The following is a 17,126-nucleotide window of genomic DNA, read 5'->3' on the forward strand; positions in this document are numbered from 1 at the left end:
CGGGAAATTTCGAATGCCGGTGCGAAGGACCGTAGTTGACGTGGTGTCTAACCGAATTTCCCTTGGGCACCGATGTTGTCCAAGTGCCTTGTTGGTCATGAGTGACGTGTGCAAGGGTGAGCCTTCCCAGGCATGGGCAATGGCCGGGTCCGAACCGCTGCTCGTCATTACGGATCGTCGGCGGGCTCAAAAGGCTCACGCTCCGACGGTCGTCGCGCGGCCCTCGCACGCGGCTCTTTCCCGCGCCCGTCAAAAAGGTCCGCACCAATACCGCTCCTTTTTGGCGAACGCAGAACTCCGTGTGCCACCTTGCGCCTTGGAAGGAAACCGCTCAGTGCACACCCCCCACCCGCCACGTCCGCTTCATCCTCCCCGTCCCGGCATGCCACCCGGGGAATCCGACGAGACCCTGGCCACTCGGCTCAGAGGCCGTCCCGTGGGCGAGGACACCCAGCCCGTCGCGCTGCTGATGGCGCGGCACTGGCAGGCGGCTCACGACTACGCAGCCATCTGCCTCGCCTCCACGTCGGATGCCGCCTCGATGGTCACCGCCACCGCCTTCCACCGCATACTCGGCCATCTCCAGCGCTCCGGTTCCGCGGCCGCGCTGCGTCCCCAACTCCTCGTGGCGGTACGGGACACCGTCCGGGAATGGTCGACGGAGGACCGGATATCCGGCGTGGTGCCCGCGTTGAGAAAACCCGCGGGGGGCCGCGGGATGCGCACCGCGAAGTCGCTGACACGGGAAAATCGGGCCCTCGCCGAACGCTCTTTCCAATCGCTGCCCGGACTTGCCCGGTGTCTGTTGTGGCACGGGGAGGTCGAGGCCGAGCACATATCCGTGCCGGCCGTCCTGTTGGGCATGGACTCCGAGAGCGCGGCGGCCGCACTGGAACAGGCGCGCGAGCAATTCCGGGCGGCCTGTGTGCGCTCGCACCGTGAACTCGCCCCCACCGACGATTGCCGCTATCACAACCGGCTGCTCGACGTCCCCATGCGCCGCGGCAGCGCCCTGCTTCCGGAAGTCCAACAGCACGTTCTGGAGTGCCGCTACTGTCGTTCCGCCGCCGAGCAACTGAGCCATTTCGAAGGCGGACTCGGTGGACTTCTCGCCGAGGCGATTCTCGGTTGGGGCGCACACCGCTACCTCGACTCCCGTCCCGGACGCGTCTCGTCCTTTCCCCGTGGTGGCGGCGGTTCCGGCCTCGGCGGAAGACGCGCGGGCGGTGGCGGGCGCCACCGGCTGCTTCCTGGGGTCCCCACGCGGGTCGGCCGCGGCATTTTGGCGGGGGAGCCCCAGACCCGCGCGCTGCTGACCGGTGCGGGCATCGCCGCGGCCGTCGCGATCGCCACGCTGCTGGCCGGCGGCATCTGGTCGGACGACGGCGGCGCCGACCCCGTGGCCACCAGCGCGAGCGGCGGGCTCACACCCGGCGCGGACCCGGACGCACCGCCCGCCGTGCCCTCGCCGCCCGACTCGGCCGGTCTGTCCACGCAGCCGCAGCAGACCAGGCTGCGTTATGCCGCGGGCGACCTCTGCCTCGACATCCGCGGCACGGTGCAGTCGGGCGCGGGCACCCGGCTCGCGGCTTGCTCCTCGGCATGGACACAGCAGTGGTCGTACGAGAGTGACGGCCTTCTGCGCAGCGTCGCCGACCTGGGGCTGTGCCTGGACTCCCACGCCACCGACGGGGTCGTCACGCTGGCCCGGTGCGACACGGACGAGGCGCGCGCGAACGACGTCCGCTACGACCTCACCGTCCGGGGCGAACTGCTGCCGCGCTGGAGCGAGAGCCTCGCCGTCACCCCCGCGAACGACGAGCCGAACGCAGACGTCGTCGTCAGGAACCGGGACGGCTCCGGCATCCGGCAGTGGGCGACCGACCGGCAGTCGGCGCAGTCCCCGTCCCTGTCGATCGCCGGCACGGGCGGTCCGCCGGCCGCGCAGGCCCCTCGGCCGCCGTCCCGGGCGCAGGGCCTCGGCCTCTGACCACCGCCGGGTGAGCGGGCGGCGTCGGCCGAGTCGGCCCTGAGCCGGCCGGTGGGCGTCCCGCCGCAGGGTGTGGCCGCCGTCGCGGCGACCGGCGTGGCGGCCGACGTGAGAGCAGGGCCGAAAGTTTCGCCACGTTTGCGGTGCTCTGCCGCACCGGTCCGGGACGCGGGGGTGTGCCGCGAGGAAGGGGACGCGCCGACACGCCCGGCGCGTCCCATGGCGGACGGTCGGTGTTCACGAACGGCGCGCCCCGGCTGACTACGCCCGGCCGCCGCCGAAGTCCTTTGCGCACACGGTCTCTTGACGGGACGGGGAGAGCGGCGGCCCGCTGCCGGAAAGGGCCGTCACCGCCGCGCGGAACGCTCAGCTGCTCTTCGGGGGCGCGGTGCTCTGCCGTACCACCAGGTGGGTCGCGAGCTCGATGCGCAGCGCGGACTTACCCGTATCGTGCGGGCGCAGCAGCATCCGCGCCGCCTCCTCGGCCATCTGCCGCAGCGGCTGGTGGACCGTGGTCAGGGAGGGACTCGACCACTGCGCGAGCGGTACGTCGTCGTAGCCGACCACCGACAGATCGTCCGGCACACTCAGGCCCTTCAGCCGTGCCGCCTCCAGCACACCGAGCGCCTGCAGATCGCTGCCGGCGAAGATGGCGGTCGGCCGGTCCGGGCGCTCGAGCAGGTCCATGGCCTGTTCGAAGCCACCCTGCACATGGAAGTCGCCGAAGCGCACGAGGGCCGGGTCGACCTCCAGGCCCGCCATCGTCATGGCCGAGCGGTAGCCGTCGAGCCGCGCGAGGGAGCACATCATGTCCTCAGGGCCGGTGATGATGGCGATGCGCTCGTGCTGGAAGTCGGTGAGGTGGCGTGTCGCCGCCAGACCGCCGGCCCAGTTGGCGGAGCCGACGGAGGGTACGTCGGGATCGGGATCGCCGGCCGGATCGACGATGACGAACGGGATCGCCCGCGACCGCAGTTGCTTCTTCACCTTGTCCGGGAGCGCGGAGAAGACCAGGACCACACCCAGGGGCCTGCGGCGCAGCACCCCCTCGATCCAGTCGGATCCGGGCGCATGCCGCGTGCCGCTCTCCGTGAGTACGACGCTCGCCTTGTTCTGCTTGGCGACGTTCTCCACCCCCCGGATGAGTTCCATCGCCCAGACGCTCTCCAACTCGTGGAAGACGAGCTCGATGAGCGGGGCCTGGGGCGGGGCCTGGGACCGGCGGCGGTAACCGTGCATGTCGAGGAGATGTTCGACCTTGGTGCGGGTCGCCTCGGAGACATCGGAGCGGCCGTTGAGGACTTTCGAAACCGTCGACAGCGACACACCGGCCTGCTCGGCCACCTCGGCCAGGGTCACTCGGCCGTCCACCTCGTCGTTTTCACGCATGTCCGAAGGATAGGCCACGAGCGGCCGATAACGGTTTGGTCGCGCGTGTGCACCCCCGTTGACCGTATGGGGTGCCTCCCATACTGTCCGACAGCAGCGACTTTCGGCGACGTTGCCGAAACTTTCGAAAGGCAGACGATGAAGATACGCGCACGGTTGCCCCGTCTAGTCGCCGGTGGCGCGACGCTCGCCCTGGCGCTGAGCCTCTCGGCCTGCGGGAGCGGAACCGGCGGGGGCTCGTCGGACGACGGGAAGATCCACGTTCTTGTCTACGGAGACGCCAGCAACAAGGTCGAGAAGCAGATCGTTGCGACGTTCAACAAGACGTCTGACGTCAAGGCCGTCCTCGACACCATCCCCGGCGCCGACTACCAGCAGAAGCTGCAGACGATCATCAACACGCCGCAGGCGCCCGACGTCTTCTTCAACTGGGGCGGCGGCAGCATCCAGCCGTTCGTCAAGGCCGACCTGCTGATGCCGCTGGACGACTTCATCAAGGACGACCCCGCTCTGAAGTCCAACTTCCTGCCGTCGGTCTTCAACAGCGCCGTCGTCGACGGCAAGGCCTACGGCATCCCGATGCGCGGTACCCAGCCCGTCCTGCTCTTCAACAACGGCAAGGTGCTGGACGACGCCGGAGTGCAGCCGCCCAAGACCTGGGACGAGCTGCTGAGCACGGTCAAGACGCTCAAGGGCAAGGGAGTCACCCCGATCGCCCTCGGCGGCGGCGACCAGTGGCCCACGCTGATGTGGTTCGAGTACGTCTACGACCGCGTTGCGGGGCCGGAGCTGTTCGAGAAGGCGCTCGGCGGTGACAAGAGCGCCTGGGAGAGCCCCGAGAGCAAGAAGGCGCTGAGCATGCTCAAGGAGCTGGTGGACGCCGGCGCCTTCGGCACCAACTTCGACTCCGTGAAGTACACGAACGGCGCGTCGCCGGCCCTGGTGGCCAAGGGCAAGGCGGCCTTCGAGCTGATGGGCTCGTGGTACTACGCCCAACAGCAGCAGGACGCCAAGGACTTCGCGGCCAAGGGCCTGGGCTACACCACCTTCCCGGCCGTGTCGGGCGGCAAGGGCGACCAGGCGGACGTCGTCGGCAACACCAACAACTTCTACTCGGTGCTGAAGAAGACGAAGCACCCCGAGGCCGTCGAGAAGTTCCTGAAGCTCATGTACTCCGACGAGTTCGTCAAGGCGCAGATGGCGATCGGCAACCTGCCGACCACCACCAACACGGAGAAGTTCCTCGACACCTCCGCGAGCCCGGCGTACTCGCACTTCCAGTACGACCTGGTCAAGAAGGCACCGTCGTTCCAGCTGTCGTGGGACCAGGCGTACCCGCCGTCGGCCATCACGCCGATCCACCAGGCCGTGCAGCAGTTCTTCAACGGCCAGATCGACGCCGACGGATTCATCAAGGCCATGCAGGCCCTCCCCACTGAATGAACCGCTCATGACCACTGAAACGACGAGCGCTCCTCCTGCCGCCGGGTCCCGTACCCCGGCCCGGCGGCGGTCGGAGGGCTCCTACACCGCCCACGTGGGACGCCCGGGCTTCGCCTGGGCGGTCCCCGCCACCCTCTTCTTCCTGATCTTCGCCATCGCACCGCTCGTCATGGTGGCGGTGCTGTCCTTCATGAGCTGGAACGGCCTCGGGTCGCCCCGGTTCGTCGGCATGGACAACTGGTCCCGGGTGCTGGACGACCCGGTGATGATCAAGAGCATCTGGCTGACTCTGCTGGTCACCGTGCTCGGCGTGGCCATCCAGACACCGTTGAGCATCCTGCTCGGCGTCTGGGCCGCGGGACAGCAGCGCAACCGCGCGGTGCTGTCGGTGATCTACTTCATTCCGCTGCTGCTGTCCTCCACCGCCGTCTCGGTGCTGTGGCGGGCGCTGCTCGACCCGAACTTCGGTATCCCGGCGCAGGCCACCTGGCTGTTCGGCGACGGCAACCTGTTCGGCAAGCAGGCCAGCGCGATAGGTGTGCTCGCGTTCGTGAGCACCTGGCAGTTCACCCCGTTCCACACGCTGATCTACCAGGGTGCCGCCCGCGCGATCCCGCAGGTCCTGTACCAGGCGGCGGAGATCGACGGTGCGGGGCGCTACCGGCAGTTCTTCCACATCACCCTGCCGCAACTGCGCAACTCGGTCGTGACCTCGATGATTCTGATGATCGTCGGCGGACTCACCACGTTCGAGACGGTCCTCATCCTGACCCAGGGCGGCCCCGGGACCGACACCACCATCAGCGCCTACTACATGTACCAAAAGGCCTTCAAGAGCTTCGACTTCGGCGCCGGCGCCGCCATCGCCCTCGTCCTGGTCGTCGCCGCGACGATCATCTCGCTGATCGTCGTGCGCGTGTCCGGCTACGACAAGATGCGCAGTTCCATGGAGGGTCTGTGATGAGGCGACGCCCCAACCATCTGGCCGGCGTGGGCTCGGTGGTCTGGCTGTTCCTGGTCGGCCTGCCGCTCTACGTGATGCTCGTCGCGACGGTGCAGCCCCAGTCCGAGTACACCCGGAACGGTCCGCTGTCCTTCCCGCACAGCTTCACATTCGACAACTACACCGGGGCCTTCGACTCCGGCTTCGGCCAGTACTTCCTCAACACGGTGATCGTCACGGCGTGTGTGGTCGGACTGGTGCTGCTGCTCGTCCCGCCGCTCGCCTACGCGATCGTGCGCAGCCGCAGCAGGGTCACCTCGCAGGTCTTCCGGCTGTTCCTGCTCGGGCTCGCCATCCCGGCGCAGGCCGTGATCGTTCCGATGTTCTACCTGATCAGCAAGGCCGGTCTGTACGACAACCTCCTCGGGGTCATCCTGCCGACCGCCGCCTTCTGCCTGCCGATGTCGGCCCTGATCCTCAGCGGCGCCATGCGCGACATCTCCCCGGAGCTGTTCGAGGCCATGGCCATGGACGGGGCCACTCCGCGGCGCATGTTCTTCCAGCTCGTGGTTCCGCTCTCCGGGGGCGGACTGTCCACGATCGTGGTGTTCTCCGCCCTCCAGGCATGGAACGGCTTCCTGTTCCCCCTCGTCCTGACCCAGTCCGACTCCACCAAGCTGGTCACCCTGGGTCTCTACAACTTCCAAACCGAACACGGCATCAACATCCCCGGGCTGCTGGCAGCCGTGGTGTTGTCCATGGTTCCCGTCCTGCTCGTCTACCTGTTCGCCCGTCGCGCCCTGGTCCAGGGGCTCATGGGCGTCGGAGGAAAGTGACCGCCAACGTGGCAGTTGAGACCACCCCCGAAATCCCCGTCTGGAACGATCCGGCCCGCGACGTCAACACCCGGGTGACGGCCCTGATCGGCGCCATGACCCTCGAGGAGAAGATCGCACAGCTCTACGGTGTGTGGGTCGGCGCGTCCGACGAGGGGGGTGAAGTGGCCCCCCATCAGCACGACATGGAGGAGGCCGTCGACCTCGACGCTCTCCTGCCGAACGGCCTGGGCCAGCTGACCCGGCCCTTCGGCACCGCTCCGGTCGACCCCGCTCTCGGCGCGCTCTCGCTGCTGCGCACGCAGTCGCGCATCACCTCGGCGAACCGTTTCGGCATCCCCGCCGTCGCGCACGAGGAGTGCCTGGCCGGCTTTGCGACCTGGAAGGCCACCGCCTATCCCGTCCCGTTGTCCTGGGGCGCCACCTTCGACCCGGACCTGATCCACCGCATGGCCGCCGCCATCGGCCGCGACATGCGGTCCGTCGGCGTGCACCAGGGCCTCGCCCCGGTGCTCGACGTGGTCCGCGACGCCCGCTGGGGCCGTGTCGAGGAGACCATCGGTGAGGACCCCTACCTGGTGGCCACCGTCGGCACGGCCTATGTACGGGGACTTCAGTCCTCCGGCGTCGTCGCCACGCTCAAGCACTTCGTCGGCTACTCCGCCTCGCGGGCCGGGCGCAACCTCGCCCCGGTCGGCATGGGTTCACGCGAATGCGCCGACATTTTGCTTCCGCCCTTCGAGATGGCGGTCGGCGAGGGCGGAGCCCGGTCCGTCATGAGTGCCTACAACGACACCGACGGTGTGCCCGCGGCGGCCGACGAGAATCTGCTCACCGGGCTGCTGCGCGATGTCTGGGGATTCGACGGCACGGTCGTGGCCGACTACTTCGGCATCGCCTTCCTGCGGACACTGCACGGGATCGCCGGCGACTGGAGCGAGGCGGCCGGCACCGCCCTGCGCGCCGGAGTCGACGTCGAACTGCCCACCGTGAAGACGTTCGGCGCACCGCTCGTCGAGGCCGTGACCGCCGGACGGGTACCGGAGAGCATCGTCGACCGTGCCCTGTACCGGGTGCTTTCCGAGAAGGCCCGGCTGGGACTCCTCGACGCGGACTGGAGCCCGGTGCCTGCCGCCCTCGCCGGCGCCGACCTCGACGACCCGGACGCACTGCGCGGCACGGTGGACCTCGACACGCCCGAGAACCGGGATCTGGCCCGGGAGGTCGCCGAACGGGCGGTGGTGCTGCTCGCCAACGACGGCACACTGCCGCTGGACCGGCCCCGCCGCATAGCGCTGGTCGGCCCCAACGCCCAGGAGCCGACGGCCGTGCTGGGCTGCTACTCCTTCCCCCTGCACGTCGGCGTGCACCACCCCGAGGTCGCGGACGGGATCGCCCTGCCCACCCTGCGCGAGGCCGTGGAGCGCGAGTTCCCCGGCGCGGACGTCACGGTGGCCCACGGGACGGGAGTCGACGACGGCGACACCGCCGGCATCGACGAGGCCGTCCGTGTGGCGCGTGAGGCCGATGTCGTCATCGCGGTACTGGGCGACCGCGCGGGACTCTTCGGCCGCGGCACCAGCGGCGAGGGCTGCGACGCCGAGTCGCTGGCGCTGCCCGGAGCCCAGCAGCAACTGCTCGACGCGCTCCTGGACGCGGGCACCCCGGTGGTGACGGTGCTGCTCGCCGGGCGGCCCTACGCGCTCGGCCGTGCTGTCGACGGCGCCGCCGCGATCGTGCAGTCCTTCTTCCCGGGAGTGGAAGGGACCACCGCCCTTGCCGGCGTGCTCAGCGGCCGTACCGACCCGGGCGGCCGGCTTCCCGTCAGTGTGCCGCGGGGCCCGGGCGCCCAGCCCGCCACCTACCTCGGTGCGCGGCTCGCCCAGTCCAGTGAGGTGTCCAACATCGACCCGACACCGGCCTTCGCGTTCGGGCACGGACTGTCGTACACGGCCTTCGACTGGAGCGACCTCGCGATCGAGGAGAAGGAGACGGGCACGGACGGCGCCTTCCGCCTGGCGTTCACCGTGCGCAACACGGGGGAGCGGGAGGGCACCGAGGTCGTGCAGCTCTATCTGCACGATCCGGTCGCCTCGGTCGTCCAGCCGGTACAGCGGCTCATCGGTTACACCCGGGTGCCGCTGGCGGCCGGCCAGGCGCGGCGGCTGCGGGTGACGATTCCGGCCGACCTCGCCTCCTTCACCGGCCGTGGCGGACGCCGCGTCGTTGAACCGGGGGATCTTGAGCTGCGTCTGGCCGCGTCCAGCGCCGATCCGCGTCTGACGGCGACGGTCACGCTCACCGGCCCGGAGCGGTCCGTGGACCACACCAGGCGGCTCCACGCCGTCTTCGGTCAGGAGGCCGAGCCGGCCGAGTGACACGACGGCGGCCCGGACCGTCTCGGACGGTCCGGGCCGCCGCACCGCCCGAGCGCGGTGCCGGTCTCAGGAGACGATGTCCCGCGGCTTCTTGCCGGACAGGAAGTCGGCCGCGTTCTGCACCGCCGCCAGGGCGATCCGTACCAGGGTCTCCCGGGTGACGCCGGCGACGTGCGGGGAGAGCACCACGTTCGGCGCCTTGAGCAACCTCAAGGCGGACGTGGGAGGTTCGGGGTCGAAGACATCGATCCCCGCGCCGGCCGGCGTACCCTTCTCCAGCGCGTCCGCGAGCGCGTCCTGGTCGATCAGCGCGCCCCGCGCCGTGTTGATCACGAACGCGGTGGGCTTCATCAGCGCCAGGCGCTCGGCGTCGAGCAGATGCCGGGTCGCGTCGGTGAGCGGCGTGTGCAGCGTCACATAGTCCGAGATGCGCAGCAGTTCGTCGAGCTCGACGTGGCGGGCGCCGAGCCGTGCCTCGATGTCCGCGTTCACGCGCTGGGGGCCCGCGTACACGATGGTCATGTCGAAGGCGACCGCACGGCGTGCGACCTCCTCACCGATATGACCGAGCCCGACGACGCCGAGGGTCTTGCCGGACAGCTCGGTGATCGACCGCTGCAGCCGCGGCAGCGCCCAGTCGGCTTCGACGAGCGCCGTGTGCGCCGGTACGAGCTGCTTGGCGAGGGCGAGCATGAGCGCGAAGGTCTGCTCGGCGACGTTCTGCTTCTCCGCGCCGCTGGAGCCGATGTTGCACACGGGCACGTTGCGGGCGCGGGCCGCTTCCAGGTCGACGTAGTCGAAGCCGTGGCTCGCGCACTGGATGAGCTCCAACTCCGGTGCGGCGGCGATGTGTTCGGCGGTGACGGGGGCCAGCCCCGTGACGATGACATGTGCCGTGCGCAGTGCCGCCGGATCCTCGTCGGGCCGCTCCACCACGGTCACATGGGCCTCGCCGGGGAAGACGGAGGCGAGTCCGGCGCCGGTCGAGCGCCCGCCGACGTGCGGCGAGACCACGGCAAGGACGTTCTTGACGGCGGTCATGCGGATTCCTCGATCAGGTCGTCGATGCCGAGCGTGCCGGGACCGGCGTGCCCGGACAGGGCGAGGGTGAGGTCGAACTCGGCCAGCAGACACCGGATGACGTGCTCGACGCCCGCCTGTCCGTCGAGCCCGAGCCCGTAGGCATAGGGCCGTCCCAGAAGTACCGCCCGCGCGCCCAGCGCGAGGGCCTTGAACATGTCGTCGCCGGTGCGGACGCCGCTGTCGAACAGCACGGCGAGCCGGTCCCCGACGGCCTCCACCACCCGCGGCAGGGCGTCCGCGGCCGCCACGGAACCGGCCACCTGCCGGCCGCCGTGGTTGGAGACCACCACGCCGTCCATCCCCGCGTCGACGGCCCGGCGGGCGTCGTCCGGGTGCAGGATGCCCTTCAGCACGATCGGGCCGTCCCAGTTCTCCCGCAGGAACGCCAGGTCGGGCCAGGTCTTGCCGGGGTCCGCGAACATGCCGACGAAGTGCATCACGGCCGCGTCGGGGTCCTCGTGCACCGGTTTCGCCAGGCCCGCCCGGAAGGCCGGGTCCGAGAAGTAGTTGGCGGTGCCGACACCGTGCAGGAACGGCAGATACGCCTGGTCGAGGTCCCGGGGCCGCCAGGCCAGCAGCGGCGTGTCGAGCGTGACGAGCAGCGCGGTGAACCCGGCCGACTTCGCCCGGGTAAGGAAGCTGCGCGTGACCTCGCGGTCCTTGGCCCAGTACAGCTGGAACCAGCGCTCTCCGTCGCCCGAGGCCTCTGCCACCTGCTCCATCGGAGTGCTGGAGGCCGAGGACAGGACGAACGGCACGCCCTGCGCGGCCGCGGCCCGCGCCGCCGCGGGCTCGGCGTCCGGATGCATGATCGACAGGACGCCGATCGGCGCCAGGGCGAGCGGAGCGGGCAGCGAACGTCCCAGCACCTCGACGGACAGATCGCGTTCGTGCACGTCCCGCAGCATCCGCGGCACAATCCGGCGCCGCTCCAGCGCGGCCCGGTTCGCCCGCGCCGTGCTGCCGGTGCCCGCGCTGCCCGCCACATATCCGACCGGGCCGGGCCCGAGTCGCTGCTCGGTGAGCTGCTCCAGTCGGGTCAGATCGGTGGGCAGCCGCGGTACGGCGCCCGTCATGCCGTTCAGATATATCTCGTACTGGAAGTCCGCCCAGTGCCTTGTCATCCGTACGTCCCGTCCTCTCGTCCCTGGGACCGAGCCCTGTGCCCACGATCCTTGCGACTGTGACAAGGCCCGTCCAGCGTGGTGCACACAACGCGCGGCCGGGATCATCACCATGTGATAAACGAACCCCTCGAGGCCCGCATCCGCGTCCGGGACGAGATCGTGGCCGATCCCCGGGTCGTGGCGGCGGTTGTCGAGGCGGTCAACACCCAGGTGCCGGTATATGCCGCGCTCGACGACAGCCGCCTGCCCGAGGTGCGGGCCATCGCCGCCTGGGGTGTGGACCGGCTGCTCGACCTCTGGGCGAGCGACGGCACGCTCGGCCCGGCGGACCTGCGCAGATTCCGTGGCATCGCGGCGGCGCGCGCGGCCGACGGCCGGCCGGTGCAGGCGGTGCTGCGTGCCTATCGAGTGGCGGCGGCCGTCGTCACCGACGAGGTCGCCGCCCGTGCGCACCACCTCACGGCGAAGGACGGCCTGTCCCTCGCCCGGGTGCTGCTGACGGCGCTGGACACCCTGTCGGAGGAGATGGCCACGGCATACGCGGCGACCACCGAGGACCTCGCCGGGGACCGGGACCGAGCGCTGCGGTTGCTGCTCGACGACCTCGTCGCAGGCAGGCACGCCTCGGTCGGCGCGCGCACGGACCGTTCGGCCCGGCTGGGCGTCCATCTCCCGGATCCCTACTGCCTCCTGGTGGCCGAGCCGGTGACGGGCGAGGGCCCTGACATGCCGTACGAGGCCGCCGCGGGGCTGGTCGGTGCGCTCGCCGACGGCGGTACGGCACTGTCGACGGTCCGGGGCCCGCGCGCCGTCGTGCTCTTTCCCGCGCCGGCCCTCCACCGAGCGCCGGCCCTGCTCGTCGAGCGGCGCTGGCGGGGCTGCGCGATCACCGGCGAAGGCCTGGACCGGGTGGCCGTCGCCCACCGGCTCGCCGCCGACGCGCTCGACACGGCGCCCGACCACGCCCATCGGCCCGGCCGCCTTCTCACCGACGCCGACGCACACGTGCTCGCGCTGCTCGCCGGGCATCCGGCCGTCGGCGCGGACCACATCGCCCGCCTCGTTCTCGGCCCACTGACGGACCCCGGACAGCGCCATCTGCTGGAGGCACTGAGCGCGTACATCGACGCGGGGTCGGCGACGGCCGCCGCCAGGGCACTGCATCTGCACCCGCAGTCGCTGCGCTACCGCCTGAGGCGTGTCCAGGTGCTGGCGGCCCGGGACCCACGCGACCCCTGGCAGCGTCTGACCCTGGACATCGCCCGCACGATCAGGCCCTGACCGGTGCCAGGGGCCGGACCCCGCGCCGAGGACGACGCCCGGTGAGGGCACCGGTCCGGCGCAGGGCCGGCCGCCCGCCCAGGTGACCCGCGCAACCGCACGGCGTACTAGGACTGCCCCGTCGGCCCCCCGACCCGGGCCACGGCCCGGACCGGGCCGCCGTCCGAGCCGGGCAGGTGCAGAGGGAACAGGAACACGTCCACCGGGCGGCCGGACTCCTGCGCGGCGAGGACCCGGTCGAGGCCGGTGAGGTTCTCGGCGATCACACCGGCCGCGCCGCACAGCACGCGGTGAGCCGGCAGGTCCTCGTTGCCCGTGGGATCCACGCTCAGCGCGTCGACCCCGATCGTGCGGACGCCCGCGTTGACGATCGCCTGCGCGGCCTCCGGGGTCAGCCACGGATGTTCCAGATAGGCGTCGGTACCCCAGTGCGCCGACCAGCCGGTGGCCAGCAGCAGGATCGCGCCCGGCTGGAGACGCAGCAGGCTCAGTGCGGGCGCGAGCAGTTGAGGGGTGATGGCCGCCCGGGCCCGCAGGCCCCGTACGTCCGCCACCACCGCCGGACCCGCGAACCGCTCAAGCGGCAGCGCGTCCAGCGTGGCCCAGGCCGAGTTCACGTGATACGGCGCGTCGACATGGGTGCCCGACTGGGAACCCATGTGCAGGGCCAGGACGTTGACGCCGTCCGTGGCCACGCGCAGCGCCCGTTCCACCTCGACCTGCGGGTCACCGGGATACACGGGCATCCCGGTGACCACGGGCACCGACAGGTCGAGCCAGGTGTCCATCAGCCGCCCTCGACCGCGAGCGCCGGGGCGTTCTCGTCCCAGGCGCCGGGGCCGGTGATCGGCGGCACCGGCGACTCGACCGTGCGGGCCAGTCGGGCGCCGTGCGGTCCGTATGCCGCCCGGGGCTCGGGGAAGAGCCTCAGGAGCGCCAGGAACAGGACCGCGGCGACGGCCAGGGACAGCGGCAGGCTGATGTCGACACCGTTCGCCAGGTCGCCCAGGGGGCCGACGAACTGGCCGGGAATGTCGGTGAACAGCACACCGATCACGGCGGAGACCCACCAGGCGGTCATGCCCCTCCAGTTCCAGCCGTGCGAGAACCAGTAACGGCCGCCGCGCTGGCGGCGGTTGAAGACCTGAAGCGCGTCAGGGTCGTACCAGCCGCGCCGAGTGTAGAAGCCGAGCATCATCACGACCATCCACGGAGTGGTGCAGGTGATGATCATCGTTGCAAAAGTGGAGATCGACTGCACGAGGTTCAGCCCGAATCGGCCGATGAAGATGAACGCGATCGACAGCACACCGACGACCAGCGTCGCCTGCACCCGCGAGAGCCGGGGGAAGACCGACGAGAAGTCCAGCCCGGTCCCGTAGAGCGACGTCGTGCCCGTCGACATGCCGCCGATGAGTGCCAGCAGGCACACCGGAAGGAAGAACCACGTCGGGGAGATGGCGAGCAGTCCCCCGACGAAGTCCGGGGCCGCCGGGTCGACGTACTTCGGTGCCTGCTTGGCGATGATGCTGGCGGTCGCCAGACCGAACACGAACGGCAGCAGCGTCGCGATCTGCGACAGGAACGCGGCGGTGACCACCTTGCGGCGCGGGGTGTGCGCGGGGATGTAGCGCGACCAGTCGCCGAGGAAGGCGCCGAACGACACCGGATTGGACAGCACGATCAGCGCGGCGCCGATGAAGGACGGCCAGAACAGCGCCTTCGTCGCGGGATCGGCCGAGGCGGTGAAGGCGCCCGCGTACGACGGGTCGAAGTCACCGCCGAAGGCGATCGCCCCGAGCAGGAAGAGCACGGTCGCCGAGGTCACCGCGATCTTGTTGACGAACAGCATGAACCGGAAGCCGTACACGCACACCGCGAGCACCAGCCCGGCGAAGAGCGCGTAGGCGACGACGTACGACAGATTGCCGCGATCGAGGCCGAAGAGCCGGTGTGCGCCACCGACCAGGGCGTCGCCCGAACTCCACACGGAGATCGAGAAGAAGGCGACGGCCGTGAGCAGCGAGAGGAAGGAGCCGACCACACGGCCGTGCACACCGAGGTGGGCGGAGGAGGAGACCGCGTTGTTCGTGCCATTGACCGGGCCGAACACCGCCATCGGGCAGAGGATCAGGGCGCCGACGACCACGCCGAGGAGGGTCGCGGCGAGTCCCTGCCAGAAGGAGAGGCCGAACAGGATCGGGAAGGCGCCCAGAACGCACGTGGAGAAGGTGTTCGCGCCGCCGAAGGCGACTCGGAAGAGATCGAACGGCGTCGCGGTGCGGTCCGCGTCGGGGATGCGCTCGACGCCGTGGGTCTCGACCTCGGTGAGGGACGGGGGCGCGGCGGGGGAGGCGGGGGTCTCGGGCAACGGAGCTCCTGCTGGGGAAGGGCGGCGGAGCGCGTTCGTGGCGCGGTGGGCCGGTCCGGCCCGTGCCGTCGCGAGGGTGTGCGGGGCGTGGCGGGCCGTCCGTAAGGGTTTCGCAGACTTTAGGCTCGCACGCGGGCACCGCACCAGTGGACGATCCATCCAGCCTCCGTTCCCACGCTGGATGGTTCATCCATACCGTGTCGGCGAGGCGGGGAGGCCGGGGCTCGGCCTTGAACAGGGCGTTCTCCCGACTGCGCGTGGAGCCATGGTCAAACTTGACAAGAGGGAACTCAGGTTTTATTCAGGCAGTAGAGGCAGTTCGCGGAACGCGGGAGATGCTCCACGTCCCTGCAGTGAAGTCGTCGGCGCGGGTACTCGCGGAGCGGACCTCTACAGGAACGATGCGAGGAGGCAAGAGCCCCATGGCACGTCCGGTCGGTATCGACCTCGGCACCACGAACTCGGTGGTCTCGGTCCTCGAGGGCGGTGAGCCCACCGTGATCACCAACACCGAAGGCGCCCGGACCACACCGTCGGTCGTGGCCTTCGCCAAGAGCGGCGAGGTGCTGGTCGGCGAGGTCGCCAAGCGGCAGGCGGTCACCAACATCGAGCGCACCGCGCGCTCCGTCAAGCGGCACGTCGGCGACTCGACCTGGCGCTTCCCGGAGAGCGGCGCCGTCGACGGCAAGCAGTACACCGCGCAGGAGATCTCCGCGCGGGTGCTGCAGAAGCTGAAACGGGACGCGGAGGCGTATCTGGGCGAGGACGTCACCGACGCCGTGATCACCGTGCCGGCGTATTTCGACGACGCCCAGCGACAGGCCACCAAGGAGGCCGGTGAGATCGCCGGTCTGAACGTGCTGCGGATCATCAACGAGCCCACCGCGGCGGCCCTGGCCTACGGCCTCGACAAGGAGAACGACCAGACGGTCCTCGTCTTCGACCTCGGCGGCGGCACGTTCGACGTGTCCCTGCTGGAGATGGGCGAGGGCGTCATCGAGGTCAAGGCCACCAACGGCGACACCCGTCTCGGCGGTGACGACTGGGACCAGCGCGTCGTCGACCATTTGGTGCAGCAGTTCAAGAACGCGTACGGCGTCGACCTCTCGAAGGACAAGATGGCGGTGCAGCGTCTGCGCGAGGCCGCCGAGAAGGCCAAGATCGAGCTGTCCTCGTCCACCGAGTCCTCGATCAACCTGCCCTACATCACGGCCTCTTCGGAGGGCCCGCTGCATCTGGAGGAGAAGCTCACCCGGGCGCAGTTCCAGCAGCTCACGGCGGATCTGCTGGAGCGCACCAAGGGACCGTTCCACCAGGCGATCAAGGATGCCGGGATCAAGCTGTCGGACATCGACCACGTGATCCTCGTGGGCGGTTCGACCCGGATGCCGGCGGTGACGGAACTGGTGCGGGAGCTGACCGGCAAGGAGCCGCACAAGGGTGTGAACCCGGACGAGGTCGTCGCCGTCGGCGCCTCGCTCCAGGCCGGTGTCCTCAAGGGTGAGGTCAAGGACGTCCTGCTCCTCGACGTGACCCCGCTGTCCCTCGGTATCGAGACCAAGGGCGGCATCATGACCAAGCTGATCGAGCGCAACACCACGATCCCGACCAAGCGGTCCGAGATCTTCACCACGGCCGAGGACAACCAGCCGTCCGTGCAGATCCAGGTCTTCCAGGGCGAGCGTGAGATCGCGGCGTACAACAAGAAGCTCGGCATGTTCGAGCTGACCGGTCTGCCGCCGGCGCCGCGCGGTGTCCCGCAGATCGAGGTGTCCTTCGACATCGACGCCAACGGCATCATGCACGTCACGGCGAAGGACCTCGGCACCGGCAAGGAGCAGAAGATGACCGTCACCGGCGGTTCGGCCCTGCCGAGGAACGACATCGACCGCATGGTCCGCGAGGCCGAGCAGCACGCCGAGGAGGACCGCAACCGGCGCGAGGCCGCCGAGACCCGCAACCAGGCCGAGCAACTCGTCTACCAGACGGAGAAGCTCATCGCCGAGAACGGGGACAGGATCCCCGCGGACGCGAGGAGCGAGACGGAGAGCGCCATCGGCGAACTCAAGGAGGCGCTCAAGAGCGAGGACTCCGCGGAGATCCGGCGGACCATGGACAAGGCCGCCGCCGCGGCGCAGAAGATCGGCAGTGCCCTGTACGAGCAGGCGCGCCCCGAGGGCGGCACCGGGCCGGAGCAAGGCACGGCGAGCGGCGGCCCCCGGGCCGAGGACGACGTCGTGGATGCCGAGATCGTGGACGACGACAACACCTCACAGGCGGGCTGA

Annotated in this window: 12 protein-coding genes; 7 read left to right on the forward strand and 5 right to left on the reverse strand. The window is 70.1% G+C overall.

Annotated elements, in window-relative coordinates:
- Positions 1–382 precede the first annotated feature (382 nt).
- Complete coding sequence (locus RCR19_RS36135) at positions 383–1,990, forward strand: RICIN domain-containing protein (protein WP_331268960.1); 1,608 nt, start codon at positions 383–385, stop codon at positions 1,988–1,990.
- Between the two features lie 366 nt (positions 1,991–2,356).
- Here the strand turns inward: RCR19_RS36135 and RCR19_RS36140 are convergent, their stop codons facing one another.
- On the reverse strand, positions 2,357–3,379 hold the full coding sequence (locus RCR19_RS36140) for a LacI family DNA-binding transcriptional regulator (protein WP_331268961.1): 1,023 nt from the start codon (positions 3,377–3,379) through the stop codon (positions 2,357–2,359).
- Positions 3,380–3,517: 138 nt separating this feature from the next.
- On the opposite strand from RCR19_RS36140, the gene RCR19_RS36145 reads away from it, so the two are divergent.
- Genes RCR19_RS36145 through RCR19_RS36160 form a run of 4 tightly spaced genes read left to right on the forward strand, consistent with a single transcriptional unit; the run spans position 3,518 to position 8,979 of the window.
- Entirely contained in the window at positions 3,518–4,822 is a 1,305-nt protein-coding gene (locus RCR19_RS36145) for an extracellular solute-binding protein (RefSeq protein ID WP_331268962.1), read from the forward strand.
- 7 nt (positions 4,823–4,829) lie between these two features.
- Positions 4,830–5,783, forward strand: a complete 954-nt coding sequence (locus RCR19_RS36150) for a sugar ABC transporter permease (protein WP_059129745.1) — start codon at positions 4,830–4,832, stop codon at positions 5,781–5,783.
- Positions 5,783–6,601: a carbohydrate ABC transporter permease gene (locus RCR19_RS36155; RefSeq protein ID WP_059129746.1), complete on the forward strand. Its 819-nt coding sequence runs from the start codon at positions 5,783–5,785 to the stop codon at positions 6,599–6,601. The genes RCR19_RS36150 and RCR19_RS36155 overlap by 1 nt, the downstream gene beginning before the upstream one ends.
- The gene (locus RCR19_RS36160; protein ID WP_331268963.1) at positions 6,598–8,979 is read left to right on the forward strand and encodes a glycoside hydrolase family 3 N-terminal domain-containing protein; all 2,382 of its coding nucleotides are present in this window, start codon (positions 6,598–6,600) and stop codon (positions 8,977–8,979) included. The genes RCR19_RS36155 and RCR19_RS36160 overlap by 4 nt, the downstream gene beginning before the upstream one ends.
- A gap of 66 nt (positions 8,980–9,045) precedes the next feature.
- On the opposite strand, the gene RCR19_RS36165 is transcribed toward RCR19_RS36160, so the two are convergent.
- Complete coding sequence (locus tag RCR19_RS36165; protein WP_331268964.1) at positions 9,046–10,020, reverse strand: NAD(P)-dependent oxidoreductase; 975 nt, start codon at positions 10,018–10,020, stop codon at positions 9,046–9,048.
- Positions 10,017–11,186 (reverse strand): lactate 2-monooxygenase, encoded by a 1,170-nt coding sequence (locus RCR19_RS36170; RefSeq protein ID WP_331268965.1) that lies wholly within the window; start codon positions 11,184–11,186, stop codon positions 10,017–10,019. The genes RCR19_RS36165 and RCR19_RS36170 overlap by 4 nt, the downstream gene beginning before the upstream one ends.
- A gap of 114 nt (positions 11,187–11,300) precedes the next feature.
- Here RCR19_RS36170 and RCR19_RS36175 point away from each other — a divergent pair, with 114 nt between their 5' ends.
- Positions 11,301–12,470 carry a helix-turn-helix domain-containing protein gene (locus RCR19_RS36175; RefSeq protein ID WP_331268966.1) on the forward strand — a complete coding sequence of 390 codons (1,170 nt, stop codon included), beginning with the start codon at positions 11,301–11,303 and terminating at the stop codon, positions 12,468–12,470.
- Between the two features lie 107 nt (positions 12,471–12,577).
- Here the strand turns inward: RCR19_RS36175 and RCR19_RS36180 are convergent, their stop codons facing one another.
- Both RCR19_RS36180 and RCR19_RS36185 read right to left on the reverse strand, forming a co-directional pair.
- The gene (locus RCR19_RS36180) at positions 12,578–13,258 is read right to left on the reverse strand and encodes a cyclase family protein (protein ID WP_331268967.1); all 681 of its coding nucleotides are present in this window, start codon (positions 13,256–13,258) and stop codon (positions 12,578–12,580) included.
- Complete coding sequence (locus RCR19_RS36185; RefSeq protein ID WP_331268968.1) at positions 13,258–14,841, reverse strand: cytosine permease; 1,584 nt, start codon at positions 14,839–14,841, stop codon at positions 13,258–13,260. The genes RCR19_RS36180 and RCR19_RS36185 overlap by 1 nt, the downstream gene beginning before the upstream one ends.
- 422 nt (positions 14,842–15,263) lie before the next feature.
- On the opposite strand from RCR19_RS36185, the gene dnaK reads away from it, so the two are divergent.
- On the forward strand, positions 15,264–17,126 hold the full coding sequence (gene dnaK / locus RCR19_RS36190) for a molecular chaperone DnaK (RefSeq protein ID WP_331268969.1): 1,863 nt from the start codon (positions 15,264–15,266) through the stop codon (positions 17,124–17,126).

Source organism: Streptomyces sp. WAC07094 (genome assembly GCF_036320405.1).
GTDB lineage: Bacteria > Actinomycetota > Actinomycetes > Streptomycetales > Streptomycetaceae > Streptomyces > Streptomyces lannensis.